The organism is Streptomyces sp. NPDC029151 (genome assembly GCF_055564315.1).
Map to the genome: position 1 here is coordinate 1 of NZ_JBVHWQ010000010.1, position 24,684 is coordinate 24,684.

Below are 24,684 nucleotides of genomic sequence, written 5' to 3' on the forward strand. Positions count from 1 at the left end.
ACCCCCGAGCAGGGCGTGGCCGGGGACACCGACCGGTGCGGGCTGGTTGTGGTGGTCCACCACGTAGGCGGTGGTGTTGGTGATCGGCCGGCCCAAGGTGGTGGTTGCCCCGTGCGGGTCGGGCGCCGTGGTCAGGCTCATCACGTTCGCCACCGAACCCTCGGTCGCACCGTACTCGTTGCTGATCGTCGTCCGCGTACTGCCGCTCTCCAGCAGCCGCGCGACCAGCTGCGGGGTCAGGTTCTCACCACCGGCGACGATCGTGGAGATGCGGTGCCGGGCCCCACGGCTGTCCAGGTGAGCGGCGAGCACCTCCAGGTGGGAAGGCGTGGCCTTCAGGAAACTGATCGGGGTGTTCGTGCAGATCAGGTCGATGGCCGCGTCGAACGCCGTCCGCTCCGGCCCCGTCACGGGAATGACGAGCTGCTGGCCCTGGATCAGCGGCAGGAACAACGCCGTGATCGTCAGATCGAACGTCACCGACGAGTACAGAATCGTACCGATCCCGCCGTCCGGGCCAGCGGGATAGTTCTGGTCGCACCAGTGCAGGTAGTTCACGACACCCCGGTGCTCCAGAGCCACCCCCTTGGGCCTGCCGGTGGAACCGGACGTGTAGATGACGTACGCCAGATCATCCGGCGAAGCCACCGGCTCAGGATTGCTCTGCGGACCGGCCGGCCACTGCGAGTCGACCAGAAGCCGCGGGAACCCTTCCGGGATGCGCCCCTCCAGAGCCGTACTCGTGATGACGAGCGGAGCATTCGCGTCCTCGACCATGTACGTGATGCGGTCGGTGGGATACTCCGGGTCCAGGGGAACGAACGCGGCACCGGCCTTCAGAATGCCCAGCAACGTCGCGATCAGGTCGGCAGAACGGTCCAGGCAGACCGCGATCAGCGTGTCCGGGCCGACACCGGTACCGCGCAGGTGATGAGCCAGCCGGTTCGCACGCGCGTTGATCTCCCCGTACGACCAGTCACGGTCGCCCCAGGTCACCGCGATCGCGTCGGGGTGCGTGGCGACCCGCTCCTCGATCAGCTGATGGATCGTCGCCGTGTCCGGGTAAGGGCCCGTGACACCGTTCCAGTCGGCGAGGATCTCCTGCCGCTCCCCCGCCGTCAGCATGTTCAGCTCGGACAGACGCGCCCGCGGCGCCGCCGCCACCGACGCGGCCAGCGTCCCGAAGTGACCCGCCAACCGCTCGATCGTCGCCCGCTCGAACAGATCCGTCCGGTACTCCAGCACCGCGCGCAGGCCGTCCGCCGACTCGACCGCCGTGAGCGTCAGGTCGAACTTGGCGACGCCCCGCTCGATTTCGACCGGTTCGATCCGCGTGCCCGTCAGCTCCCATGCCCGGCCCTCCGCGCTGCCGGGTGCCTGGAGGACGAGCATCGTCTGGAAGAGGGGGTTGCGGGCGAGGTCCCGGTCGGGGGCGAGTTCCTCCACGAGGCGTTCGAAGGGGAGGTCCTGGTGGTCGTAGGCGCCGAGGGCGGTCTCCTTGACCCGGGCCAGCAGCTCGGTGAACGTCGGGTCGCCGGACAGGTCGGTCCGCAGGACCAGCGTGTTGACGAAGAAGCCGATCACGTTCTCGATCTCGGCGCGGTTGCGGCCGGCGATCGGGGTGCCGACCGCGATGTCGTCCTGCCGGCAATAACGGGCCAGCACGATCTGGAACACGGCCAGCAGCGCCATGAACAGACTCGCTCCCTGCCCGCTCGCCGTCGCCCGCAGTGCCTCCGTCACCTCCGCCGGCACCGAGAAGGTGACCACGTCTCCGTCGCCGCTCGGCAGCGCCGGACGCTGGTGGTCGGTGGGAAGATCGAGCGGTGCGACACCGGCGAGGCGCTCGCGCCAGTACGCCAACTGCGCCTCCAGGACGTCACCGCTGAGCTGCTCCCGCTGCCAGACGGCGAAGTCCGCGTACTGGACCGCGAGTTCCGGCAACGACGTCTCACGTCCGGTGACAGCGGCCGCGTACAGCTCGCGCAGCTCGCGCGCCAGGATCCCGGACGACCAGCCGTCCGACACGATGTGATGCAGCGTCAGGAGGAGGTACTGGTCGTCGTCCTCCAGCCGGATCACTGCGGCCCGCAGGAGCCGGCCGGCGGCCAGGTCGAACGGTCGCGTGGCCTCGGCGCGCAGCAGCTCGCCCGCGCGGGTCTCCGCGTCCGGTTCGGCCCGCAGGTCGTGGACCGTGACGTCCACCGGCCACGGCGTGGTGATCACCTGCCGCGGTGTGCCGTCGTCGTCCGCCGGGAACGCCGTCCGGAGCACCTCGTGCCGGGCCACCAGACCCGTCAGTGCGGTGCCCAGGGCGGTGACGTCCAGCGCGCCACGCACCCGCAGTGCCGTCGGCACCAGGTAGTCCGCGCTGTCCGGCGTCAACCGGTCCAGGAACCAGAGCCGTTGCTGCGCGAACGACAGCGGCTGCGGTTCGGCCTTCCGGTCGGCGCGCACGATCCGGGTCGCTTGCGCGCGCCGCCGCATGCGGGACAGCAGCCGTGCCTCGACCGAGTTCTCGCCCATGGTGTTCCGTCCTCTTCCGTCTTGTCGCGTGGGCAGTGGGCCGCTGGTTCAGGAATCCTGTTCCTGCGCGTCGAACGATTCGATGAGCTGTCGCTTGATGCCGATGACGGTGGGCGACTGGAAAAGGCGTCGCAGTCCGATACGGACCCCGGTCACCGACTCCACCTGGTTGACGAGCTGGATGGCGAGCAGGGAGTGACCGCCGGCGTCGAAGAACCCGTCGTGGACTCCCACGCGTTCGACGCCGAGCACGGCGGCCATGATTCCGGCGATCTCCGCCTCGATCTCGTCCTTCGGCGGGGTGTATCCGGCCGCGCTGTCGCCGCCCTCGAGGGCGGGCAGTGCCGCGTGGTCGACCTTGCCGTTCCGGTTGAGCGGCAGTTCCGGGAGGACGGCGAACGCGGACGGCATCAGGGCGCGTGGCAGGCGTGCGGCGGCCCACTCGCGCAGTTCGCCGGCGTCCAGCGTGCCGCCGGGCGCGGGCACGCAGTAGGCGACGAGCCGCTTGTCGCCGGGTGTGTCCTCCCGGACCACCACCGCGCAGGCTCCGACGGGGTCATGGGTGAGCAGTGTCGCCTCGATCTCGCCGAGTTCGACGCGGACGCCCCGCAGTTTCACCTGACGGTCGATGCGTCCCAGCAGGTCAAGTTCGCCGTCCGCGGTGAACCGGCCGAGGTCGCCCGTGCGGTACATCCGGCCGCCGCGGAACGGGTCGGCGACGAAGCGCTCGGCTGTCAGCTCGGGCCGCCGGTGGTAGCCGCGTCCGACGCTGTCGCCTCCGAGGTACACCTCGCCGAGCACCCCCGCGGGCACGGGACGGCGGTCCGGGTCGAGGACGTACACGGTCTGGTTGACCATGGGCCGGCCCGCGCGGACCGGTCCGGCCGGGTTCGTGCGCGATGCCCGCCAGTACGTCGTGTCGACCGAGACCTCGGTGGCGCCGTACAGGTTGACGAGGTCGCCGGGGAAGCGTTCGGTGAACCGGCTCACCAGCGTCGGCTGGAGCGGCTCGCCGCTGGCGAAGGCATACCGCAGGTGGGTGCAGTCCTCGGGCCGTACCCGGGAGACGAACAGGTCCAGCAGGCTCGGCACGAAGTGGAGGCCGACGACGCGGTGGGCGCGCATCAGGCGGGACACCTCGGCCATGTCGAGCCGGTCCGAGCCGGGCACCAGGACGACGGTGGCGCCCTGCCACAGGGGCCAGAAGATCTCGTACGCCGAGACGTCGAAGGACAGCGGTGTCGCCTGGAGGAACCCCTCGCCCGGGGCGAGCGGGAATGCGTGTTGCATCCCGGCCAGGTAGTTGACCACTCCGCGGTGTTCGATGCGGACGCCCTTGGGGCGGCCCGTGGAGCCGCTGGTGTAGATGAGGTAGCAGAGGTCGCCGGGTTCCGCGACGGGTTCCGGCGCGTCCGCGGGGAGGGTGTCCGGCAGGTCGGCGGGCCGGTCCACGGCCAGCAGTTCCGGGCCGTCGGGCAGCAGGGCGGCGTGCGCCGTGTCGGTGACGATCAGCGGCGCGCCGGAGTCCGCCACCAGGTACGCCAGCCGCTCCGCCGGGTGTTCCGGGTCGAGTGGCACGTACGCGGCGCCGGCCTTGAGGATGCCGAGCAGTGCCCACACCATGGCGGGCGAGCGTTCCAGGCAGACGCCGACGGGTACGTCGGGACCGATGCCCGGCACGGCGCGCAGCCGATGGGCGAGGCGGTCGGCCCGCTCGTCGAGCTGGCGGTACGTCAAGGTCTCGGTGCCGCAGACGACGGCCACCGCGTCCGGCTTCTCTGCCGCCCGCTGTTCGAACAGTCCGTGGAGGGTCGCCGACGGGACGGGCGAGGCGGTGTCGTTCCACTCGGTGAGGATGCGGTGCCGTTCGCCGGCGTCCAGCATCTCCGTCTCGGACAGCGCGCCGTGCGGGCGAGCCGTGGCCGCGGCCAGCAGGTTGGTGAAGTGACCGGCCATGCGGCGGGCGGTGTCCTCGGTGAACAGGTCGTCGGCGTAGACGACGGCGCCGTCCAGCGTGCCGTCCGCCGCCTCCGCGAGGTACATCGACAGGTCGAACTTGGCGTCCCGGACCGGCGCTTCCACTGGTTCCGCCGACAGGCCCGGCAGGTTCCAGGCGTCCGCGCCGGGTGCGTTCTGCAACGCGAACATCGTCTGGAACAGCGGGTTGCGGGACAGGTCCCGGTCGGGGGCCAGTTCCTCCACGAGGCGTTCGAAGGGCAGGTCCTGGTGGTCGTAGGCGCCGAGGGCGGTCTCCTTGACCCGGGCCAGCAGCTCGGTGAACGTCGGGTCTCCGGACAGGTCGGTGCGCAGGACCAGCGTGTTGACGAAGAAGCCGATCAGGTCCTCGGTCTCGGCGCGGTTGCGGCCCGCGATCGGCGTGCCCACCGCGATGTCGCGCTGCCCGCTGTAGCGGGCCAGCAGCAGCTGGAACGCCGCCAGCAGGGTCATGAACAGGCTCGCGCCGCTCTCGGCGGACACCGCGCGGGCGCGGGCGGCGATCTCGGCGGGCACCGAGAACCGGACCGCCTCGCCCCGTCCGCCGCGCTCCGCGGGCCGGGGGTGGTCGGTCGGCAGTTCGAGCGGCTCGAGTCCGTCCAGGCGCTCGGTCCAGTAGGCGAGCTGGCGCTCCAGCGGCGCGCCCGACAACCAGGAGCGCTGCCACACCGCGTAGTCGGCGTACTGCACCTTCAGCGGTCCGGGCCCGGACGTGCCGGACCGGTCCGAGACGGCTTGCGCGTACCGCGCGGACAGCTCGCGCACCAGTACGCCCACCGACCAGCCGTCGAAGGCGATGTGGTGCACGGTGACCGCGAGGACGTGCTCCTCGTCGGCCAGCCGGACCAGCAGCGCGCGCAGCATCGGTCCGGTGCCGAGGTCGACCGGCCGCAGGGCGTCCTCGCGCAGCACCTCCGCCAGGGCGTCCTCGCCGGTGGTGGCGTCACCCGTCCCGCGCAGGTCCCGTACGAGCGTCCGCACCGGCTCGGCCGGGTCGATCAGCTGCACCGGCGTACCGGCCTCGTCCGTGCCGAACCGGGTGCGCAGGATCTCGTGGCGTGCCACCACCGCGGTGAGCGCGGCGTCGAGGGCGTCCACGTCCAGCGGGCCGCGGATGCGGAAGGCGAAGGGCAGCAGGTACTCGGCCCGGCTCGGCTCCAACTGGTCGAGGAACCACAGTCGTTGCTGCGCGAAGCTGAGCGGCGGCGGACCGCTGTCGCGCGGTGCCGGCGGGATGCGGTCCGCACCGGTGCCGTCGAGCTCCGTCACGGCCTCGGCCAGCAGTGCCGGGGTCGGCGCGCTGAACAGCGTGCGCACCGGGACGTCGGCGCCGATCCGCCGGCGCAGCCGCGAGACGACCCGGGTGGCCAGCAGCGAATGTCCGCCCAGCGCGAAGAAGTCGTCGTGCACACCGATCCGGTCGACGCCCAGCACCTCGGACCACACCTCGACCACCGTGCGTTCGACCTCCGTGCGCGGCGCGGTGTACACGGCGCCCAGCCCGGACCGGTCGGAGGCGGGGGCGGGGAGCGCCCGGCGGTCCGTCTTGCCGTTCGGGGTGAGGGGTATGCGCTCCAGCGGTACGAAGGCCGTGGGCACCATGTAGTCGGGCAGGTCGCGCCGCAGGTGGGCGCGCAGCGCGCTCGTGTCGAGGGGGCCCACGGGCACCACGTACGCGACCAGCCGCTGTGCTCCGGGGACGTCCTCGCGGAGCATGACGGTGGCGCCGGTGACCGCGGGGTGGGCGAGCAACGCGGTTTCGATCTCGCCGAGTTCGACGCGGTAGCCACGCAGCTTGACCTGGTTGTCCGCGCGGCCCACGAACTCCAGCCGTCCGTCCGGCAGCCATCGGGCGTGGTCTCCGGTGCGGTAGACGCGCCGCGGTGCGCCGTCCACGTCCACGACGGTGAACTTCTCGTCGGTCAGCTCGGGCCGGTTGAGGTAGCCGCGGGCCAGTCCGGGGCAGTCGATCCACATCTCGCCCGGTACTCCCACCGGTACCGGCCGGCCGTGGCGGTCGACCACGAAGACCTTCGCGTTGGCGACCGGCCGGCCGATCGGCACCCGTTCGACGGGTCCGGTGATCCTGGCCGTCGTCGCCTCCTGCGCGGCCTCGGTGGGGCCGTAACCGTTGACCAGTGGCACCGCGCAGTGCAGGAACCACTCCCGGACCTGCTCCCGCTGGAGCGCCTCGCCGCCGAGCCGGACCAGCCGCAGCTCGGGACCCAGCGCGTCCGGCCCGTCCAGGTCGGCGGCGAGCGCCCCGAACGCCGACGGGGTGAGCCAGGCCACCGTGACCCGGTGCTCGCGCAGCGCCGCCGCCAGCCGGCCCGGGTCCCAGGCGTCGTCGCGCAGCACGAGACCGGCTCCGGAGACGAGCGGGGCGAAGATCTGGCCCACCGACGAGTCGAACGCGATCGACGCGAACTGCAGGACCCGGTCTTGGGGCGTGAGCTCCAGCTCACGGCACGTCTCGCGCATCCGTGCCCGCAGGGCGCCGTGGGTGATCTGCACGCCCTTGGGACGACCGGTGGAACCACTGGTGTAGATCACGTAGGCCAGGTCGTCCGGACCGGCCTGCGCCACGGGACCGGCGGAGGGGACGCGTGGCCGCTCCGGCCAGGGCCCGTCCAGCAGCAGCGTCGGCGTACGGGCGGGCAGGCGGCCGGTGTGCGCGGACTGGGTGACGATCAACGGGGCGCCGCTGTCCTCGACCATGTGGGCGAGCCGGTCGGTGGGGTACGCGGGGTCCAACGGCACGTACGCCGCGCCCGACTTGTGGATGCCGAGCAGCGCGCACACCATGTCCGTACCGCGGTCCAGGCAGACCGCCACCAGGGTGCCCGGCCCGGCGCCGCGCTGGCGCAGCCACCCGGCGATCCGCTCCGCCCGCTCGTCGAGCTGCCGGTAGGTCAGCCGGTCGGTGCCGCAGGTCACGGCCGGCGCGTCCGGGTGGCGAGCGGCCCGCTCCCCGATCAACCGGGTCACGGTCAGCGTGTCCGGAGCGTCGGTGTCGGCGCCGTTCCACTCCGCCAGGATCGTCCGGCGCTCGGCGGCCGTCAGCATCTCCAGCTCGGACAGCCGGGCGTCCGGGGTGGCGCAGGCGGCGGCCAGCAGCGTCTCGAAGTGCCCGGCGAGCCGTACCATCGTGGCCTCGTCGAACAGGTCGGTGGAGTACACGACGGTGCCGTCCAGAGCGCCGTCGGCGGCCTCGGTGGCGTAGAAGGTGAAGTCGAACTTGGAGTCCTGGGCGGTCACGTCGAGCTGACGGACGGTCAGGCCGGGCAGCTCCCACGACCGGCTGTCGGGGGTGTTCTGGAGGACGAACATCGTCTGGAACAGCGGGTTGCGCGACAGGTCCCGCTGCGGCGCCAGCTCCTCCACGAGGCGTTCGAAGGGAAGGTCCTGGTGGTCGTAGGCCCCGAGGGCGGTCTCCTTGACCCGGGCCAGCAGCTCGGTGAACGTCGGGTCTCCGGACAGGTCGGTCCGCATGACCAGCGTGTTGACGAAGAAGCCGATCATGTTCTCGATCTCGGCGCGGTTGCGGCCCGCGATCGGGGTGCCGACCGCGATGTCCTCCTGGCCGCTGTAGCGCGACAACACCACCTGGAGGACCGCCAGGAGGGTCATGAACAGGCTCGCTCCGGTCTCCTTGGAGAGCCTGCGGGCGCCGTCGGCGGTCTCCGCGGGCACGCGGAAGGTGAGCATGGCGCCCCTGCCGCTGTGCCGCGCCGGCCGCCGGCGGTCCGTGGGCAGTTCCAGCGGTTCGATCCCGGCCAGCCGCTCGCGCCAGTAGTCCAGTTGCCCGTCCAGCACTTCGCCGGTGAACCACCGGCGCTGCCAGACCGCGAAGTCCGCGTACTGGAGAGGGGGTTCGGGCAGGCCGGCGGCTCTGCTCGCGACCCGCGCGCCGTACAGCTCGGTCAGCTCCCGCGACAGCACTCCCGCCGACCAGCCGTCAAACGCGATGTGATGGACCGTCAGGGACAGGAGGTGTTCGTCGTCGGCCAGCCGGATCAGCAGCGCGCGTACCACCGGTCCGGTCCCGAGGTCCATCGGGCGGAAGCCCTCGGTGTCCACGAGCGCGGTGGCCGCCTCCTCGCGCGCGTGTTCCCCGGCGACGGACCGCAGGTCGTGGACGGCGAGGGGAAGCGGCCGGGGCGGGTCGACGACCTGGCCCGGGTTGCCGTCCGCGTCGCTGACGAAGCGGGTGCGCAGCACCTCGTGCCGGGCCACCAGCTCCGACAGCGACGCACGCAGCGCCGGGACGTCCAGCGGGCCGCTGATGCGCAGCCCCATGGGGATCAGGTATTCGGCCCGGCCGGGCTCCAGCTGGTCCAGGAACCACAGCCGGCGCTGCGCGAACGACAACGCCAGCGGACGCCCTTCGCGGGGCGCGCGGGGTATGACGGGCGCGTCGTCCGGCGCGCCGGCGCCCACCAGGGCGCCCATGGCGTCCACCGCCTCCTGGTCGTCGGAGGCACACGACTCGAACAGCCGGCGGGCCCTCAGCAGGGCCTCCTCCGCGAGGAAGGACGCCACCGACCGCACCGTCAACGGTTCGGGCAGCGGTTCCGCGCCGAATTCCGAACCGAATTCCTCCGCGATCCGGCGGGCCATCTCCGCCGCCGTCGAGCGGGTTCCGCCCAGTCGGAAGAATTCGTCCTCCGCCGCGGTCACCTCGGTCCCGATCACCGCGTTCCACACCGCGGCGATGCGGGCTTCGGCCGGGGAGAAACCGCCCTGCTCGGCCACCTGTCCGGAGGCCGCGGCCGTCATCGGATTCGTCGTCATGTGTCCACCAGTTCCTCGTCGTCGACCGTTCGCGAAAACCCCTCGGAAACTCAGCCGAATCCGATGCTCGCAGAGCGATCTTGACGAGATAACTGGTTACTTCTGCCCGCCGGACGTGGACACTTCCGCCCCTCGGACGTGGACACTTCCGCCCCTCGGACGTCGACGCTTCCGCCCCTCGGGCGTCCATGCTTACGCCCTCGGCCCCGGGGAGATGTGGAGGTTCGCCTCCGGGCGGAGCCCCGCGGGCCTCGGTGAGACGGGTGCGGGGAGCGGGCGTACCGAGCCGGCGGCCGACCGGGGGAGCAGGAAACGAGCACGCCGGCCGGGGTGGACACAGAGAAGGGGCACACCGGCCGGGACGGGCGCGGGAAGCCGTCTGCCGGCCGGGGCGGTCCCCCGGTCGGCGCCGGTTCCGTACCGCGGCTCAGGCGGCCGCCCCGGCCACCTCCGCTCCGGGGGCGGGCACCGTACCGGCCGTACTCCCGTTCTCGTGCGCGGTACCGACAGGGCTCGCGTCGGTCACCGTCCGCTTGCGCATGTCCGACCACCCCCGGTTCAGGGCCGGCACGCCGATGGCGACGAGGTAGAGCCCGCCCACGATCCACAGCGCGCCCGAGGTGCCCGCCACCGTGACCAGCCCCGCGCCCAGCAGCCCGCCGAACGGGATGCCCGCCCAGGTGACGGCCTGGGCCAGCGTCTTGACCCGTCCCAGCAGCGGGGTGGGGATCAGCTCGTACGTCACGGCACCGACGATGGGGTTGACGAAGCCCGACCCCAGGCCTCCCATCGCCAGCACCGCGAGGACCAGCCACAGCGGCGCGCCCGTGGCCATGGCCACGAAACGCGGGACGCCACCCAGTGTGAAGCCGATCAGGTAGACGGCACGCCGGGGCAGCCGCTCGCCCACTCCCGCGGCCACGAGCGCGGCGACGATCGATGTCGCGGCGAAGACGCTGACCACCAGGCCCACGGCCTCCGCGCCGTTGCCCGTCTCCTTCGCCCAGACCGGCAGCAGCACGGACATGAACGCCTGGTCGAGCAGGTTGGTCGCGGCGAGCATGCACACGATGGACCGCAGCAGCCTGGCGTCACGCAGGAACACGGCGCCCTGCCGCAGCCGCGAGAGGTAGCCCTCGGCCTCCTCGACCGGTGTCTCGTGCGGCTCGGGAGCGGGGTCGCTGAGGGTGGTGGAGACGACGAGTGCCGATACGCCGAACAGGCAGGCGGTGATCCACAGGGCGTAGAGGCTGCCGAAGGAGGCGACGACCACGCCGGCGATGGCGGGCCCGATCGTCGTCGCGGTTCGCTCGACCGCCGTCGACAGGCCGGTTCCCCGTTCCAGTGGTACCCGGGCCGCGCGGGTCGCCGCCGGCACGAAGAGCCCCTTGGCCCCGTTGGCCGGGCCGTCCGCCGCACCGACGACGGCGAGCAGCCCCAGCAGCAGGCCGAAGGACAGGTGCCCCGTGAGGTAGAGCAACGGGGCGGTGGCCGTCGCGACGGTGGAGGCCAGGTCGCCGGCGACACTGATGCGCTTGGGGCCGATCCGGTCGATGATCGGCCCGGCCAGCGCCTGGGCGATCACGTACGGCACGATCTGGCAGAAGGCGACCAGACCGGTCTTGCCGACGCTGCCGGTCGTCGTCAGGACGAACCAGGGCAGGGCGATGGAGAGCACCCGGTTGGCCGACAGGGCCGCCGCGTTGGCCGACAGCATGCCGACCAGTCCGCGAAGGACCCGGGGTCCGTCGGCCGGAGCGTCCGGGGAGGGCGTGCGTGTGACGCTGTCCGCCGCCCGCTGGGCGGCCGCGTGCCGAGAGGTCATCTTTCTCACTCCGAGTCCGGGGGGTGGGAGACGTGCCGGTCCGCACTGGTCGGGAACAACTGGAACTGGAAGGCGACCCGCGCCGCACCCTCGGGCAGCGGAGAACCCGTGGGTTCCGGGCCCGCGTTGCGTCGGCGGAGCAGTCGGTGGATGTCGGCCGACAGCTCCTGGGCCTCGGCGGGGGTGAGTGTGAGCACGTAGTCGCCGAAGTCCTGGGCTTCGCGCCACTCCGGCGGCAGCGAGGCGGTCGCTTCGATGGCGGTCGTCATCGCGTCGGACCAGACCTGCCCGAGCGCTTGCAGGTAGGCGGTACCGAGGCCCTCTCCGCCGGTCAGCACCGAGTCGTCCAGTACGACCGTGTTGACGTGCGCCGCCTGCCACCAGCGCTCACGGCGTCCGCCCCGGGACGGTGCCTCGACGATGAAGCCGTACTCGGCGAGCTGGCGCAGGTGATAGCTGGTCGCGCCGGTGTTCTGGTCGAGCCGCCGGGCGAGCGTGGTGGCCGTGGCCGGCCCCTCCGTCCGCAGGACCGTCAGTATCCGCACCCGTAGCGGATGCGCGACGCCTCGCAGGTTGCGAGCGTTCAGTTGGACCTGGGAGGGCTGCTCGGGATGTTCCATGCGGACCAGGCTAGTTGGCAAAGACTTCTGTGCATAGATTTCTGTGCACAGACTTCTGTGCAGTCGAGTATGTGGCTTGGAACCGTCGGTACGTGGCCTGATGCCGCGTCGGCTGGAGCCCCGCCCCGCCATGGGCCGGTCCGCGTCCTGGGCCGGTCCGCGCCCTGGGCCGGTCCGCCCCGGTACGCCGACTCGACGGGCGCAGGCGCCACTTGGGCAGTCCCGCAGCGCCATCGGTCCCCGGCGCACTCGGACGGTCGCTCGCCCGGGGACCCGCTGCCGGGAGGCGAACGCGGCGGCCGGACCGGGCCGGCCCGTCGTGGGAAGGCTGGACCGTGCGGCGTTCGGCAGAAGCTGGTCCAGGGCGGCGAGACGCGCGGTCGGCCTCGGCCGCAATGCGGCCGGGGCGCGCGAGTTGGCCAGTGCTCAGCCGAGGGATCCGTCCGTACGGGACGTCCGCGGGCGGGACCTCGTGACCGCCTGCTCACCACCGGCGGGGCTTCGCCGTCGTCGTGGCCTCCGACGCGGAGCATGCGCAGCGGCTCTCCGGCCACATGGCGCAGCAGGGCCCTGACGGCGGGCCGGCTCGCCACCAGGCCATCGTCCGCGGGGCATCACTCGCACACCGTCCGCGACACCGCCCGGGCGCAGCCGACCGCAACGCCGGGGCCTCCCCCTACGACCCCGCGCGCGGGCGTGGGCCATCCGATGTGCCCGGAGCCGGTCGCGTCGGACACGGTGGTGACGAACGCGCGCGGGATCGCCGACCGGCCGATCACCGAGTACGTCGCGGCCCTGGTGCCACGGCGGTCGCCAAGGACCTGCCGCGGACGCTGGAACATCAGGGGGAGCGGGTCTGGCGGCACCGGGAGACCCGGCGGGTGGCGGGCACGCGCGCGTGCGTGGTCGGCTCGGGCCCGATCGGCCGCACACTGAAGGCGCTGGGAGTAACGACAGCGCTGGTGGACCGTGGGTGCCGCTCACCGGCTTCCACGGCCCCGACGAACCGAACCGGCTGGTCTCCCGCGCAGATTGGGTGATCGCGGGGGCTCCGCCGACCGCGCAGACGTTCGTCCGTGCGGACGGTGAGCGTCATGATGTCGAACTCACGGCCGTCGCTGAACTCGCGGTGCGGTACCCCGAGTTCGTCGTCCGGCTACTGCGCTGCGGTGTCGCGCTCCCCGCGGGAACGCCACCACGAACCCAGACACCAGAAGGCCACCACCGACGCGGCCGTCACCGCGGTGGCCCACCAGCCCTCGTAGATGCCCGCGAACTCGGTGACGAACCGCATGACGACGGTGAACACCGCCCACACCGCCAGCCAGCCGGCCGCCTTGACCCATCGTTCCTGCCGTCGCATGGCGCAAGCATAGGCCCAGGTCCGCGGGAGAACAGACGAGGGCTGCGGCTCGTCCGGGCGGCCGACTTCAGTGGGATGGGTCAGGGCTGCTCCGGGTCAGGAGCCTGTCCGTGCGGCCGGGGCCCGTGCCTGGAGATCGTCCGGCCCGGGGGGAAGTTCTAGGGTTCAAGAGCTTTGAGCAGGCACGTGCGGTCGTCCGTGCCGATCAGTCCGTCCGGAAGGGTGTCGTCCTCCAACAGTGCGCGCAGCGCGGCAGCGTGTGCGGCGAAGGCGGCCCTGCATGCTGCGCGTTCCGGGTGATCGCGTTCGCTGCCCAGCAACCGGACTTGGCCCTCGTTGTCCGTGTCGACAGGCTGGGACAGCTCCGCCGCGACGACCAGGAGATCGACCAGGCCGGAGCGCACGGCGATGTCGGGGAGGGCTGCCAGACGGATCACGAAGGGCAGGGCTGCTGCCATCGCGGCGCTCACGTGGAAGACGCTGTTCATCAAGACGTTGTTCAGCGCGCGCAGGGCCTCGGGGGCGGCTTCCCGGTCGAGGAGCCCACGGAACAGGACCGGTATCCCGGCGGGACATCCGGGAAGCTGCGACCAAGCGACATCTGCGCAGCCCAGCAGGGCGGGGTGGTCACATCCCACCTGCTCCAGACGTGGGTATGCGCAGAGGAACCGGGCAACGACGGCTTCCTTGGCCGCCGCATCCATCACGCACATCTCTCTGCCCCGCCCCGAGCTCGTACGACATCACGCCGAAGGGCGTTCATCGGATGAGACTCTTCCCGGGACGGGCGCCGAACGCAAGTGCAAGCATCAACAGCTGACGCCGGAAATCTCGGCTACCGGAATTGATCCCGCCGCGCCGCTCCCCCGGACTCCTCAGGCGCACGGAGATGGAGAAACCTCCGGCACAAGTCGCCCGGGCGCGGTCCCCGACCCGTGGGAACCGGCCCGGAGATCCGCGGCCGGCTCACCGGAGCGCGACTGGACCGCCCGATTCGACGAGCAGGTCTGTCGACACCTCTGTGAAACCGTCAGGACAGGAGCCGCAGCCGCAGTTTGACTCATCCCGGCGAACGTCGTGCGGTCACAGCGCTAACTGCGCCCACGGATCAACGACATGAGCGTCCCGTGGGTCTCCTCGTCGGCGGCGGCCACGAGCCCACGCCCCGCCTCACCGATCGGGGCGCCGTCGATCCCGGTGACAACGCAGCCGGCGGCCCGGCACAGAGCGATACCGGCCGCGAAATGAACACTTCCGGAGAGGTCACCTCCGTCGGTGACGTACGCAGCGCGCCTGCCGGCGGCGACCCAGGCCAGCGCCAGCGTCGTGGAGACGACGCGCGGCCGGAAACGTTCGACGAACTCAGGGTGGGCCAGCAGGTCCACCGCCCGGAATTCCGGCGCACTCGGGAACGGCGGGTCCAGGTTGACGTCCACCAATCGGGTAGCGGACGAGGGTGTCAGCAGAGCGTCGTCGGACCCCTCGTTCCGCACCCGGGCAGTCACCCCGTCGGTGAAGAAGACTTCGCCGCTGAACGGGTCGGCCACCGCCGCGGCCCCGTTGCGCAGCGCTACGTTGACGGCCACCAGCATGTCGCCGGCGGCGTAGTTCAACGTGCCGCACAGGGGATCCGCCAACCACTGGCGCACTGCGTCGGCGCCGCCCTGCTGCCCGCTCTCCTCGCCGAGCACCGCGTCATCGGGCCGTGCGGCACGGATGACGTCGAGGATCGTCTTCTCGGCCTCCACATCGGCCGTGGTGGCGAAGTCCCCGCCGCCCTTGTCGATGCGGGTGAGACGGCGGCCGTACAGGGCGCGGACCACGTCCGCGCCGGCCCTCGCCGCGGCTGTCGCCACTGCGGCATCGTCGGAGCTCACATATGAGTTGATCACGCCGTGAAGATTATCGGGGCGAAGCCCACGCCCCGGCGAACTTTCCGGTCAGCGCACCCAGCCTGCGACGCCGCACGGACCGCCCTCGGCCTCCGGGGGCAGGAAGGCGGCTACCACTGCCCGGGCCGGACACTGCCGAGGAGGGCGGCAAGGCGGAGCAAAGGCACCGCGGCTGCCGCGTGGCCGCCCGGCAACGCCGATCCGCGACCGCTCCCCCGATCCGGAGCCCGGCGGCCACGTGCCGCGCACCGCCCGACGCCACCGCCGCTCACCAGGGGCTCGCCGCCGGTGGCGCCCCCGGGGATCCGACCCGCGGCCCACCACTGGGCCGCGGCGACAGGACGACTCGCGTCGATGCCCTGCCCGTGACCCCGGGAGCAGGCCGGCTCAGCGGGTCGTGCTGCCCGCGACCCACTTGCTCCACGGCATGTTCCAGTCGCTGAGGCCGTTGTCCGGAGCCAAGGTGGCCTTGTCCCCGGAGTTCTTGACGATCACGACGTCACCGGTCATCGAGTTGTCGAAGAACCACGCGGCGGGCTGCTTGCCGTCGCCGCCGCCCCTGACGTCCTTCAGGCCCACGCAGCCGTGGCTGGTGTTGGCCTTGCCGAAGACGGAGTCCGCACCCCAGTAGTTGCCGTGGATGAACGTGCCCGAGTCGGTCAGGCGCATGGCGTGCGGGACGGCCTCGATGTTGTACGAGGGCTTGCCGTCCTTCTCCGTGAGGCCGACGCTCGCGCCGTTCATACGGATGTGCCAGAACTTCTCGGAGATGACCATCCGACCGTTGTACGTCGGATGCTCGAGGCTGCCGGACGAGATCGGGATGGTCTTGATCGTCTTGCCGTTCCGTACGACGGTCATCTTCTTCGTCGCGGCGTCGACCGTGCTGATCTGACTCCGGCCGATCTTGAACGTGACCGTCTTCCGGATACCGTCGCGATCCAGCTTCACGGTGACGGTGGAGCCGGGCTTCCAGTACTTCTCGGGGCGGAAGTCCAGGCGGCCGTCGTTGAGCCAGTGGCCGACGACCCGCTGGCCGCTGCTGGAGCTGACCTGGATCTTCGACTCCACGGCGGCCTTGTCGCTGATCGCCGTGTCGAAATTGAACGTCACCGGCATGCCCACGCCGACGGTAGAGCCGTTCAAGGGCGAGAGGTGCCCGATGAGGTCGTTGGCCGGGGAGACCGTGGAGATCGTCGCGTTCTCGGTCGCGGAGCGGCCCTGGGTGTCCACGGCCTCGGCGGCGATCTGGTACTTGGTGGCCTCCGCCAGCCCGCTGTCCGGCTTCCAGGACATGCCGTCCTCGGACAGGGTGCCCGGGATCTCGGCGCCTGTCGCGACGGCGGTCATGGTCACCTTGGTGAGCTTGCCGTCACTGACGGTGACCCGGACGGGGTCCTCGGTGCCGACCTGGTGAGCGCCCTGCCCGGGCGTGATCTTTATTCGGGCGTCCGAAGCATCCTGGGCGGCCGTCCGACCCGCCTGACCCGCCTGACCCGCCTGCGTCTGCGCCTGGGGTTCCGGGCGATTACCGGTGTCGTCGGGGCCGGTCGCAGCGTTGCTGGTACCGCCGAGGGCCGTGACTGCGAGTACGCCGCCGAGTACGCCGGCCGCGGCCATCAGTCCGGTGCGTCGTTTACGTACCGTGATCAAACGCTTCTCCCATGCCACTGGTTTTTGCACAATTGCGAACTGAGCGCCTTGCAGCGCAATTAGTCCCAAACCAGTTATAGGCGTGCATCCATCCGGAAACGAGTTGTTTGTGTTGAAGGACACGATGCGCCGAGGGCTTCGTCAAGGCCACGATGGACGGCCGACCTGAGGGCTTCGCCGGGGCCACGATGGAGGGCCGGCCCGGAGGACTGGGGCACCACGACGCGGTCCTGCACGCGGTGCGCGAGGGGGTGCTCGGGCGTCGGCGTCGGCGTCGGCGTCGAGAGCAGGGCACGGGCAGTGTCGTCGGTCCGTGTGCGTCAAGGCGGCCGTCGGCCCGGAGCGGCGGTGCAGGTGGGTGACGTGTGGGCGTCGCTACAGCGGCGACGCGGTCCCGGGGGTTCGCGTGGGTGCCCGCTGCCGCCCGTGTCGCACGCGTAGGGCAGGACCGCCTGCCACGGCCTGATCACCTCCGCAGTCGGCGCACATGGGTGCGTCGTGCAGGCCGGATCCTGGGTTCCTCCCGTGCGCGAGAACCGGCCCGTGCTACGTGGTGCTTGTCACAGTGCGCAGACCTCCCGCCCCGGCACCGGCGTCGTTCCGACGACGGCAGCGCACCGGTGCGGGGCGGGCGGGAGCCTGAGGTGTGCGCGCCCTCACCATGCCGGTCTGTCCGGCGTTGCGCGGGCGGGCAGGTCGGACGCGGGCACCCAGGGCATCACCCGGGCCAGGTCGCGGTGTATGCGGTCGGCTTCACCGCGTACCTGGGTGGGGATGTCACCGCGTTCGGCGACGAGGCGGCTGAAGATGGGGGTTTCCTGGAACACGGTGGATTCTGCTTTCTACGGGTGGCCGGCTGCGGATCGGGCGGTGCAAGCTGAGCCGAACTGGTTTATCACATGGGTCAGTTCCTTCATGATCCGGCCTCGACGGCGCGGGCGCCCCGCTGTTCCTCGTCGGACGTGTGGGGCAACGAGGACCCGGCGTTCGGCCTTCGTCGCGGGGCATGAGACCGTCTGGTCGTGCCGGAGATGACGAGAGGACTGAAGGCGGCCTTGGCCGAGGCGTCGTCTCCTTCATGGGCGCGACGTGCCCGCGCCGGGCGAGCCCTTGCTTCCCACGCCGATGCTCCTGAGGCCGCGGAAGCGCTGCTGGGGCTGCTGCTGGACGTCGAGGACACGGCGGTGACGCGGCACACGGCAGACGCCCTGGCCCGGGTGGGCACCGTGGCCGCCGTGAGGCTCATCGCCCTCGCGGTTGCCGAGGCTGACGACAACCAGGCCGACTGGCTGCGGGCCGGGGTGCACGACGCGCTCGCGGGACCGGACGGTGTGCCGGACGTTGCGGTGGCCTGCGAAAAGCTCGCCCGGGACCGGGAAGAAGCGGTCCGTCGGGGCGCCATGGAGGTCTCGGCGTGGACGGACGGCACAGGGGGCTGAGCCGAATCGGCCCGCCTGCGGATGCGGCCACGGCCATGACGCCGTACGCACACGTCCACGTCGTGCGGGCCTGCCGCCCGCGGAATGCCGGGATGGGTCGGCGCCCGGCCGGCGGGGCCCGGGGTTTGCGCTCGACGAAGTACCGCACGAGGTCCATGTCACGTACCAAGTGCCGCCGGCCGGGCGGCCGGGCCGGCCGGGACTGGCCGGAGTGGCCGGAGTGGCCCGCGGGAGCGGCGCGCCCCCGGCCGGTCGGCTACCCGGCTGTCATCGACACCGCCCGAACGCCTGCCATCTCACCTGCCTCGCCGCCCCGTGGAAGAGTACGGGCCATGCTGCAAGTCTGTCTCAACGGATCGCGTCGGACGAGCGAATGCCCCTGGGTGCCCGTGAGCGCCGAAGACCTGGCGGCCGAGGCCTGCCGAGCGGTCGACGCGGGAGCCGAGGACATCCACCTGCACCCCAAGGACGCCGACGGCCGGGACACCCTGGACCCCGCCGCCGTGGGGGCCGCCCTACGGGCCGTCCGGAAGTCCGTGGGCCCGCACGTCCGTGTCGGCGTCACGACCGGGGCCTGGGCCGAACCGGACCCCCGCCGCCGCGCCGACCTCGTCCGTGCCTGGACGACCCTGCCGGACCACGCGTCGGTGAACTGGCACGAGGAGGGTGCCGAGCTGGTCGCGGAGGCGATGGTGGAACGCGGCATCGGCATCGAGGCCGGCCTGTACTCCGGCACGGACGCCGTGCGCAGGTTCGCCTCGTCTCCCTTCGCGGGCCGTGTCCTGCGCGTCCTCGTGGAGATCACCGGCGTTCCCGTCCGTCAGGCGCCCGGCACCGGCCGTCGCATGATCGAGGAGGTGGCGGCCCTGGCCCCGGCCCCTGTCCTGCTGCACGGTGACGACGACACGGCCTGGCCGGTGCTCGAAACCGCCGCCGTCCTGGGCGTGGACACCCGGGTGGGCCTGGAGGACACGCTGTTCCTCCCGGACGGAGAGCCCGCTCGGGGCAACGCACCGCTCGTCCGGGCCGCCCGGAGTCTGCTGCGACGCCACGGCTCCGGCGGCCACACCCGCTCCGGGGAGAGGCAAGGGTGAGCGCGGGCCCGGGTGTTCCGCGAAGATACACGGCGCTCTTCAGACGCGCCGTGACGCACGCCGCGGCGCTCTTGGGACGCGCCGTGACGCGCGCCCTCGTGCGTGGGCACAACCACCGTCCACCGGTGTGCGGCCGAGGCCGTCGAGGTCCTGTCCCCCACCGCACCGGGTCCTGCCCGAGCCTCGCGTACGGCAACTCGCGCAGTGGGCGGGATGCTTGACGGCACGCTGCCGGCCGTCGACCGCATCGCCGCCCCGACCGTCCGCGGAAGTGGTCCCGGGCCGCGGCGCGGTACTGCGTCACCAGAACGTCGGCGGCCCCCTCCGACAGGCCGTCGAGGGCTGAGGACGCGTCACCTGCGGCGCACCCGGGCTGCCACGCGCGTTGCCCGATCGGCCTCCACGAGCTCCTGAGGGCTCCCGCGGCACCAAGGTGTCCTGCCCGGGCCGTGGGGCGCGTGCCGCCGCGGCGGACCAGTCGGCTCGCCGACCACGCACCCGGCCTGCTCGACGCCCTGTCCGCAACGGCCCGGCAGCCCCACGACCACGCGCCGGCCCCGCCACGGGCGCCGGTCGAACACCGCGTGCCACGACCGGAGTTCTGGCGCACTCTCCACAACTCCCCCGCCACCGGAGACATGCGTGCCCGGCCTGGGGCGCGAACCGGCACGGCCCGCGGGCGACCGGCCTGGACCGCGCTCACACGGGGCGGGAGCCGAGCGTCATGCCTGCGACCGGGTGAGTTGGGCGGCCACGGCGTCGAGGACCCAGTCAAGGCCGGTCGTGAAGGACTCCTCGGCTTCCACCTCCGTGCCGTCGTACACGGCCTTGGTCAGTGCCGGGAAGCGGCCCGTGGCCAACATCCTCGTCAAGTACGGGCCGGAGGCCCGCTGCCAGTCGCGTTTGGACAGGCCCGTGTCGCGCTCGGCCCGCAGGTTCGCGATCTCCCGCCTGATCGCGCCGGTGAAATAGGCGCTGACCGTCTCCACGGCGCGCATGACCGTGTCGATGTCGGCGAGGCCGTCGAAGGCGGACAGCGTGGCCTCGGCCACGGCCAGGCCGTTCGGGCCCAGGCGCGGACGGCCACCGAGCAGGTCGGCCAGCCATTCGTGGCGGAGAGCGGCCTGCCTGGTGCGGTGGGCGAGGCCGCGCAGCGCCTCCCGCCAGTCGCCGGGCTGCTCCTCGGGGAGGATCTCGGCGTTGACCTCGTCCACCATGAGGTCGAACAGCTCTTCCTTGGCGGAGATGTATCCGTACAGCCGCATCGGGCCGGCGTCCAGCCGGGCGGCGACCTTGCGCAACGACACCGCCTCCAGGCCGCCTTCGTCGGCCAGCGCGATGGCGGCGGCGACGATCCGCTCCCGGTCGAGAGGCACGGGTCGAGTCGGCGGCTCAGGACGGTCCCACACAGTCATGCCAACACCGTACCGTTGCGATACACCGTACGAATCAATACGGTGTATCGACATGAGACAACGTATCGCGGTGGTCGGGTGCGGCCCCGCCGGCCTCACCTTCGCCCGGGTCCTGCACCGCCATCAGTACCCGGTCACCGTTCTCGAACGGGATCCCGCCCCCGACGCCCGGCCCCCGGGCGGCACGCTCGACCTGCACGAAGGGCTGGGTCAGCTGGCCCTGGACAAGGCGGGGCTGCTGACGCGGTTCCAGGCGTTGTCCCGCCCCGAGGGGCAGGCCATGCGCATCCTGGACACGGACGGGACCGTCCTGCGCGACTGGCGCCCCCGGCCGGACGACCGGGCCAATCCCGAGATCGACCGCGGGCAACTCCGAGACCTGCTGCTCGGCCCTCTCGACGTCCGGTGGGGACGGCGTGTGACACACGTGGTGCCGGAGGCCGGACAGGGCGTACGGGTTCACTTCGCAGACGGGCGACAGGAGACGTTCGACCTGGTGGTCGGCGCGGACGGCGCCTGGTCCCAGGTCCGCCCGGCGGTGTCGTCCGTGACGCCGCACTACACCGGCGTCACCTCGGTCGAGACCTCCCTGGACGACGTCGACAGCCGCCATCCCGACCTCGCCCGGTTGATCGGCGACGGTTCCGTGGCCGTCCACGGCGCGAACCGGAGCCTGGTCGCCCAGCGCAACAGCGGCGGCCATGTCAAGGTGTACGCCCGGTTCCGTGCGCCGCTGGACTGGCACGCGCACCTGGACCTGGCAGACGCCGAGGCCGTGCGTTCGAGCTTGCTGGCACTGTTCGACGGCTGGACCGCCCCCGTCCTCGACCTCCTCCGCCAGGGCACCGCCTTCGTCCACCGCCCCCTCTACGTCCTGCCCGTGCCCCACACCTGGCCGCACGTCTCCGGGGTGACGTTGCTGGGCGACGCCGCCCACCTGATGCCGCCGTTGGGGGCGGGCGCGAATCTCGCGATGCTGGAAGGCGCCGAACTCGCCGAGTCCATCGCCGGCTGTCCCGGAGACCTGGACGAGGCCGTCCGCGTCTTCGAGGTACAGATGTGGGCACGGGCCGAGAGGTGGGCGAGGATCACCACGGCCGGCCTGGAACGCCTCGTGAGCCCGGACCCCGCCCAGGCCCTCGCCCTCTTCGACCGGGTCCATCCGTCCTGACGGCCCGGCGCACCGCCCGGACGTCCGGGAACCAAGGGCCACAGGGAGAACCCCTACCGGTTCGCCGCTCGGCGCCGGGCAGCCGCATGACGTCGAACCAGGCGTCCGGACCGGACACGCCTTCCTCGTCGTGGTCCGTCCGGTAGTCCCGCACCACCGCGAGCGTGCCAGGCGGGAGTGCCACCCGAAGTGCCGTTTCCTGCCGTTTCCCCTGACTCGACCCCGACCGTTGTCCTCCTGCGCACCGACCGCCCCTGAGGGGTCCCCCAGCCGACCCGGAAAAGCCCCTGACAAGGGCCCCGCATGGGCGTCGGTCCACCTAACGTGACGGTGTCCCGGCCGGGCCCGCACATCCGACGCAAGCGTCTTCGTCACGAGGAGGATCCATGCCGTTCAGGGGGAGATCCGCATTACGGCGCATCGCCGCGCGCGGCACGGCCATGACCGCCGGGGTCGCCATGGCCGTCACCACCGGTCTCGCCGCCGCCCCGTCGGTTCACGCGTCACCGTCCGCCACCGGGGGTCTGCGGTGGGCGGCGTGCGACGGCCCGGCGGAGCCGGGAGCCGAATGCGCCACGCTCTCGGTGCCGGTCGACTGGGCACGTCCGGAGGGGCCGAGGTTCGACCTGGCCGTGGCGCGCCGCAAGGCCACCGATGCCAGCGCCCGCGTCGGCTCGATGGTGTTCGGCCCCGGCGGGCCGGGTGACTCGGGTGTGGACATGGTGGTGCGCCGTGTCGACCGGTTCAGCCCCGAGGTCCGCCGCAGGTTCGACGTCGTCAGCTTCGACCCTCGCGGCGTGGGTGCCAGCAATCCGGTGTCCTGCTCCGACGACCTGCTTGCCGAACGGCCGTCACCGGAGCTGAGGAACCAGGCGGACTTCGACGCCACCATGGCGTACAACAGGCGGCTCCGGTCCGACTGCCGGGCCCGTACCGGCCCGGTGTTCGACCACCTCGACACCGCCCAGACGGTCCGGGACCTGGACGCCCTGCGAGCCGCCCTCGGCGAGCGGGAACTGACCTTCCACGGCAGCTCGTACGGCACCCTGCTCGGCGCGCAGTACGCCGAGACCTACCCGCGCCGCGTACGCGCGATGGTGCTGGAGAGCGTCATGGACCACAGCGTCCCGACCACCCGTGACTTCCTGCGGTCAGAGGCGGCCACGGCGGAGGATTCGTTCCAGGAGTTCCTGAAGTGGTGCGACGGTGCCGCGGACTGCGCGCTGCGCGGCCGCGACGTCCGCGCCGTCTGGCGGGACCTGTTGGCCCGGGCCGGGCGCGGCGAGCTGGAGGATCCGGCGAAGCCCGGCACCCCGCTGTCGTCCTCCGACCTGGTGAACAAGGTCGCGTTCCGGAAGTTCTACGGGGCCGACTACGCGGGCCTGGCCACGGCGATCGCGGGGATGGACGCGAGCAGGCCGCTGCCCGCCTCGCCCACCTCGACGGCGCCGCTGCATCCGGCCACCCCGGTGTTCTGCTCGGACTGGCACCTGCCCGTGCGCGACTACCCGGAGTACGCCTCGCTCGTCGCCATGATGAACAGGACCGCGCCCGACCTCCCCTACCTGCTGCCGATCCACATGACGGCAGCGTGTCTGGGCGCACCGACCGCCAACCCGCAACACCGCCTGGACGCACACGGTGCCCCGCCGATCCTGGTGTCCAACGCACTGCACGACCCCGCCACCGGCTACCCGTGGGCGGTGTCGGTGGCCCGGCAGCTCGGACGCAGCGGCGTGCTCCTCACCTACGAGGGCCGGGGTCACGGAAGCGTCACGAGCGGCCCGTGCATGGAGGACACCGTGAGCACCTACCTCACCGATCTGGCAGTCCCGCCCCGGGGCACCAGCTGCCCCGCCGTGCCGTCCTGACAGGCGGCCGATCCGGATCCGCCCGGAAGCGGAGCCGGCGGGAGAACGGTGGTGACGCGCAGGCACGTCACCGAGGAGCGGGGAAGTCGATCGGGCCGTTCCTGCCGACAGGCGGGAACGGGCCCGGACGCCGAGCGGCTGCGGGAGCGGTCCGAGGGGGGATCCGGCCGTTCGCGGCCCGCCCGGCACCCGGGACCACCCCTGCACTGTCCGGGTTCGTCCGCGAGCTGGGCCCGTGCGGTGTCCGTCCGCGGTATGACCTCCCACAGAGCGGAAACGTGGAGGTCATGAGGTTGCTGATGAGGTTGCACGAGACGGACCGGGTGCTCACACAGCAGACGGCGGCCCGTGTCCCCGAACGGGTGGGCAGAGTGCTCTCGGCTGTGGAGGAGGCCGCGGAGAGCACGAAACTGTGGTGTGCCTCCGCGGCGGTGATGGCCGCGCTTGGCGGGCGGCGGGGCCGTCGGGCAGCTGCCACGGCGCTGGTCGCCCTGGGCGTGGCCCAGATCGTGTCGAACGGACTGTGCAAGCAGCTCGCCGACCGGGACCGGCCGCCCAAGGAGTGGATCCCACACGACGAGGTCGAGGACCGCCCTGATTCCTCGTCCTTTCCGTCCGGCCACACCGCCGCCGCGGTCGCGTTCACCGCTGCGGCCGCTGCCGTCTGGCCGACCGCGGGCATGCTGTGTGCGGTGCCGGCGGTGATGGTGGCGGTGGAGCGCGTGCAGTCCGGCGCCCACTATCCGAGCGACGTCGCGGCTGGAGCGGGCATCGGCCTCGTCAGCGCGTTGTCCGTACGGCGTGGGTCACGGCTGCTGCCGCGGCGCGGGGTGTAGCAGCGGACGCCGGGCGCGGACGGGTCGTGCGGCGATGCGCGTCCTCTTCCACCCGAGGACAAGTGGGCCGGGTGGCCCGGAGCAGCGTCCGCCTGCGCGTTTCCTTTCGTATCGGCAACGACTGATGTCGGTGGCCCGGCTGAACCGACAGCGTCGGGGTACTCGCGCGGTCAGCCGATGCCGGGCACCT

At 72.0% G+C, this 24,684-nt stretch carries 15 protein-coding genes and 1 pseudogene; 6 read left to right on the plus strand and 10 right to left on the minus strand.

The features are described from left to right. The 4 genes from ACZ4VF_RS30690 to ACZ4VF_RS30705 form a co-directional block, all read right to left on the minus strand. Window positions 1-2,526 (minus strand): non-ribosomal peptide synthetase (locus ACZ4VF_RS30690; RefSeq protein WP_467930064.1); only part of this gene is annotated, 2,526 nt, incomplete at its 3' end. Between the two features lie 48 nt (window positions 2,527-2,574). Further along, on the minus strand, window positions 2,575-9,315 hold the full coding sequence (locus ACZ4VF_RS30695) for an amino acid adenylation domain-containing protein (RefSeq protein ID WP_467930065.1): 6,741 nt from the start codon (window positions 9,313-9,315) through the stop codon (window positions 2,575-2,577). Window positions 9,316-9,742: 427 nt separating this feature from the next. Then, on the minus strand, window positions 9,743-11,140 hold the full coding sequence (locus ACZ4VF_RS30700) for an MFS transporter (RefSeq protein ID WP_467930066.1): 1,398 nt from the start codon (window positions 11,138-11,140) through the stop codon (window positions 9,743-9,745). Between the two features lie 5 nt (window positions 11,141-11,145). Continuing rightward, window positions 11,146-11,760 (minus strand): helix-turn-helix domain-containing protein, encoded by a 615-nt coding sequence (locus ACZ4VF_RS30705; protein ID WP_467930068.1) that lies wholly within the window; start codon window positions 11,758-11,760, stop codon window positions 11,146-11,148. A gap of 531 nt (window positions 11,761-12,291) precedes the next feature. Between ACZ4VF_RS30705 and ACZ4VF_RS30710 the strand changes: the two are divergent. Next, a pseudogene (locus ACZ4VF_RS30710) lies at window positions 12,292-12,853 on the plus strand (Rossmann-fold NAD(P)-binding domain-containing protein); the annotation flags it as partial. A 63-nt stretch (window positions 12,854-12,916) separates the two neighbouring features. Here ACZ4VF_RS30710 and ACZ4VF_RS30715 read toward each other — a convergent pair. From ACZ4VF_RS30715 to ACZ4VF_RS30735, 5 genes are all read right to left on the minus strand, one after another. Continuing rightward, the gene (locus tag ACZ4VF_RS30715; protein WP_467930358.1) at window positions 12,917-13,123 is read right to left on the minus strand and encodes a hypothetical protein; all 207 of its coding nucleotides are present in this window, start codon (window positions 13,121-13,123) and stop codon (window positions 12,917-12,919) included. A gap of 158 nt (window positions 13,124-13,281) precedes the next feature. Then, window positions 13,282-13,827, minus strand: coding sequence for a hypothetical protein (locus tag ACZ4VF_RS30720; RefSeq protein ID WP_467930341.1), 546 nt, complete (start codon window positions 13,825-13,827; stop codon window positions 13,282-13,284). 387 nt (window positions 13,828-14,214) lie between these two features. Continuing rightward, window positions 14,215-15,015: an inositol monophosphatase family protein gene (locus tag ACZ4VF_RS30725; protein WP_467930070.1), complete on the minus strand. Its 801-nt coding sequence runs from the start codon at window positions 15,013-15,015 to the stop codon at window positions 14,215-14,217. A gap of 387 nt (window positions 15,016-15,402) precedes the next feature. Continuing rightward, window positions 15,403-16,635: a L,D-transpeptidase gene (locus ACZ4VF_RS30730; RefSeq protein ID WP_467930342.1), complete on the minus strand. Its 1,233-nt coding sequence runs from the start codon at window positions 16,633-16,635 to the stop codon at window positions 15,403-15,405. A gap of 689 nt (window positions 16,636-17,324) precedes the next feature. Continuing rightward, window positions 17,325-17,495 carry a hypothetical protein gene (locus tag ACZ4VF_RS30735; protein WP_189302306.1) on the minus strand — a complete coding sequence of 57 codons (171 nt, stop codon included), beginning with the start codon at window positions 17,493-17,495 and terminating at the stop codon, window positions 17,325-17,327. 204 nt (window positions 17,496-17,699) lie between these two features. Here ACZ4VF_RS30735 and ACZ4VF_RS30740 point away from each other — a divergent pair, with 204 nt between their 5' ends. Then, on the plus strand, window positions 17,700-18,107 hold the full coding sequence (locus tag ACZ4VF_RS30740; protein WP_467930071.1) for a HEAT repeat domain-containing protein: 408 nt from the start codon (window positions 17,700-17,702) through the stop codon (window positions 18,105-18,107). A gap of 332 nt (window positions 18,108-18,439) precedes the next feature. Next, window positions 18,440-19,201 (plus strand): 3-keto-5-aminohexanoate cleavage protein, encoded by a 762-nt coding sequence (locus tag ACZ4VF_RS30745; RefSeq protein WP_467930072.1) that lies wholly within the window; start codon window positions 18,440-18,442, stop codon window positions 19,199-19,201. Window positions 19,202-19,923: 722 nt separating this feature from the next. Here the strand turns inward: ACZ4VF_RS30745 and ACZ4VF_RS30750 are convergent. Beyond that, on the minus strand, window positions 19,924-20,616 hold the full coding sequence (locus tag ACZ4VF_RS30750) for a TetR/AcrR family transcriptional regulator (RefSeq protein WP_467930073.1): 693 nt from the start codon (window positions 20,614-20,616) through the stop codon (window positions 19,924-19,926). A 52-nt stretch (window positions 20,617-20,668) separates the two neighbouring features. On the opposite strand from ACZ4VF_RS30750, the gene ACZ4VF_RS30755 reads away from it, so the two are divergent. From ACZ4VF_RS30755 to ACZ4VF_RS30765, 3 genes are all read left to right on the plus strand, one after another. Next, on the plus strand, window positions 20,669-21,787 hold the full coding sequence (locus ACZ4VF_RS30755) for an FAD-dependent oxidoreductase (protein WP_467930075.1): 1,119 nt from the start codon (window positions 20,669-20,671) through the stop codon (window positions 21,785-21,787). A gap of 386 nt (window positions 21,788-22,173) precedes the next feature. Continuing rightward, entirely contained in the window at window positions 22,174-23,658 is a 1,485-nt protein-coding gene (locus ACZ4VF_RS30760) for an alpha/beta hydrolase (RefSeq protein ID WP_467930076.1), read from the plus strand. 299 nt (window positions 23,659-23,957) lie between these two features. Then, window positions 23,958-24,494: a phosphatase PAP2 family protein gene (locus tag ACZ4VF_RS30765; RefSeq protein ID WP_467930077.1), complete on the plus strand. Its 537-nt coding sequence runs from the start codon at window positions 23,958-23,960 to the stop codon at window positions 24,492-24,494. The last annotated feature ends 190 nt before the right edge of the window (window positions 24,495-24,684 follow it).

What these genes read in the sequence shown, in the direction of transcription:
- ACZ4VF_RS30695 (WP_467930065.1), bottom strand. Translation starts at nt 9,315, where the DNA reads ATGACGACGAATCCGATGACGGCCGCGGCCTCCGGACAGGTGGCCGAG.
- ACZ4VF_RS30700 (WP_467930066.1), bottom strand. Translation starts at nt 11,140, where the DNA reads ATGACCTCTCGGCACGCGGCCGCCCAGCGGGCGGCGGACAGCGTCACA.
- ACZ4VF_RS30705 (WP_467930068.1), bottom strand. Translation starts at nt 11,760, where the DNA reads ATGGAACATCCCGAGCAGCCCTCCCAGGTCCAACTGAACGCTCGCAAC.
- ACZ4VF_RS30715 (WP_467930358.1), bottom strand. Translation starts at nt 13,123, where the DNA reads ATGCGACGGCAGGAACGATGGGTCAAGGCGGCCGGCTGGCTGGCGGTG.
- ACZ4VF_RS30720 (WP_467930341.1), bottom strand. Translation starts at nt 13,827, where the DNA reads ATGGATGCGGCGGCCAAGGAAGCCGTCGTTGCCCGGTTCCTCTGCGCA.
- ACZ4VF_RS30730 (WP_467930342.1), bottom strand. Translation starts at nt 16,635, where the DNA reads ATGGCCGCGGCCGGCGTACTCGGCGGCGTACTCGCAGTCACGGCCCTC.
- ACZ4VF_RS30740 (WP_467930071.1), top strand. Translation starts at nt 17,700, where the DNA reads ATGACGAGAGGACTGAAGGCGGCCTTGGCCGAGGCGTCGTCTCCTTCA.
- ACZ4VF_RS30745 (WP_467930072.1), top strand. Translation starts at nt 18,440, where the DNA reads ATGCTGCAAGTCTGTCTCAACGGATCGCGTCGGACGAGCGAATGCCCC.
- ACZ4VF_RS30750 (WP_467930073.1), bottom strand. Translation starts at nt 20,616, where the DNA reads ATGACTGTGTGGGACCGTCCTGAGCCGCCGACTCGACCCGTGCCTCTC.
- ACZ4VF_RS30755 (WP_467930075.1), top strand. Translation starts at nt 20,669, where the DNA reads ATGAGACAACGTATCGCGGTGGTCGGGTGCGGCCCCGCCGGCCTCACC.
- ACZ4VF_RS30760 (WP_467930076.1), top strand. Translation starts at nt 22,174, where the DNA reads ATGCCGTTCAGGGGGAGATCCGCATTACGGCGCATCGCCGCGCGCGGC.
- ACZ4VF_RS30765 (WP_467930077.1), top strand. Translation starts at nt 23,958, where the DNA reads ATGAGGTTGCACGAGACGGACCGGGTGCTCACACAGCAGACGGCGGCC.